This is a genomic window from Aphanothece microscopica RSMan92 (assembly GCF_046613545.2).
In the GTDB taxonomy this organism is placed as follows: Bacteria; Cyanobacteriota; Cyanobacteriia; order PCC-6307; family Cyanobiaceae; genus NIES-981.
The window spans coordinates 1-1,558 of sequence record NZ_JBKKKY020000165.1 but is presented as its reverse complement, the minus strand read 5'-3'; the positions used below and the strand labels follow the sequence as shown (position 1 = coordinate 1,558).

2 protein-coding genes are annotated in these 1,558 nt (G+C 66.2%); one reads left to right on the top strand and one right to left on the bottom strand.

The genetic code is table 11. From position 1 onward, the window contains the following. The coding region (locus ACLD7X_RS16655) for a serine hydrolase domain-containing protein (protein ID WP_411424805.1) at positions 1-1,077 on the bottom strand (1,077 nt) is incomplete at its 3' end. A 118-nt stretch (positions 1,078-1,195) separates the two neighbouring features. Between ACLD7X_RS16655 and ACLD7X_RS16650 the strand changes: the two genes are divergently transcribed. Further along, positions 1,196-1,558, top strand: a 363-nt coding sequence (locus tag ACLD7X_RS16650) for a GntR family transcriptional regulator (protein WP_411424804.1), incomplete at its 3' end; no start/stop codon positions are given.

Here is a 1,558-nt window from a genome sequence, read left to right as displayed (position 1 = left end):
GTGCACAGGAAAGTCCAGGCCGGACAGCCGCTTGCTGCTGACATAACACCCGGCCGGCGCCGTCCCACGCGCCGCACTTTCGCTAAAGGCGGAGATCAACGCGCCCCACGCGGCGTCCGGGGAAAGGCCGGCCGTCTCCGGCTGAAGCATCGCGCCGAACACCGCAACATCGCGCTCAGGCAGCGCGGCGAGAACGGCGGCGTAGTCGACCCAGCTGCCCGTATGGCCGACAAGATGCAGCCCTGGACTTCGGACCGATGTGACAAACATCCCGACCCCCAGAGTGCCGTCGTCCGGCCCGGCCAGCGGGGTCGTCAACAGCGCCGCAGCTTCCGGCGACAACAGCGGCGTGCGGTCCCCGTTCGCAGCGGCCAGCAGGAAGCGCGCGAAACGCAGCGCGTCCTCCATGCTGCATGCCGCACCGCCCACAGCAGCGTAGAACGGATGCAGCGGAGTGAACTTGCCCTGTCCCGACCGCCGCGCGAGCCGGATGCCGTCTTCATCGACGCTGAGGAGCCGGGCGCTCGTCATGCCCAGCGGCTCGAACACGTCGCGACGCAAGATGTCGTCGATCGGCGCGCCGCGCACCTGCTCCAGCGCGCGCGCGGCAAGTGCGGAGCCATAGTTAGAATACGCAGGCAAACCGCCTGCCGGCGCTGCAAATCCTGGCCTGAACGGCGGTTGCGATGGATCGGCCTGGTCGCCTGGTCGCACGATGAGGCCGCAGTCGATCGTATCGAACCCTGCTGTGTGGGTGACGAGCATGCGCCAGGTCAGCGTTCGGTCGCCTGCCAAATCGCCTAGCAAGGGGCCGACCGGATCATCCAGCCGCGCGGCGGGATGCTCGTCCAGCCAACGCGCTATCGCCGTCGCCAGAAACAGCTTGGTGATCGACCCGACCGGAAAAAGAGCCTCGCGGGCCTGATCTTCGAGACCGACGTGGGCAGACGCCCCAGAACCGTTTGTCGCCGCCAGCAAAAGGCGCGACGAGATATCAGGCGCCATGGCGTCCAGACGCGATCGGGCCGAGGCCAGACCGGATTCCAAACGCTCGCTTGTCTCCTGGGTCAAAGCCACGTGATAGTGCTGAATGTTCCGGCTAGAAGTCTGGACCCGTAAATCCCCCCGCGCGGGCTGGCAATGCGCCGACGGCTTGAATGATCCGTCCGCCGGCCCCTCGCCTGAAGGAAGCAGTATGCCGCTGGAGAAGATCGAAGCCCGCAATTTGAATGCACGAGTCTACAGAAAGCTGAAACTTGCGCTTATCCGCGGCGCTTTCGAGCCGGGGCAGGTGCTAATCATTCGCGATCTTGCCGAACAACTTGGCACCAGCCCTATGCCTGTGCGCAATGGGTTGTCGCGCCTGGTGTCCGAGCATGCGCTCGAGGAGGAGGAGGACAAGGCGCGCAGCTCCGTCCGCGTGCCCCAGATCTCGCGCGAGGCATTCGAAGACCTGCGCGCCGCCCGGCTTCTGGTTGAGGGCGAAGCCGCCTTTCGCGCGGCGCGCAACGCCGACGCCAAGCTGGTGCGGCGGCTTGAGGTCTCGCATAAGCGGCTG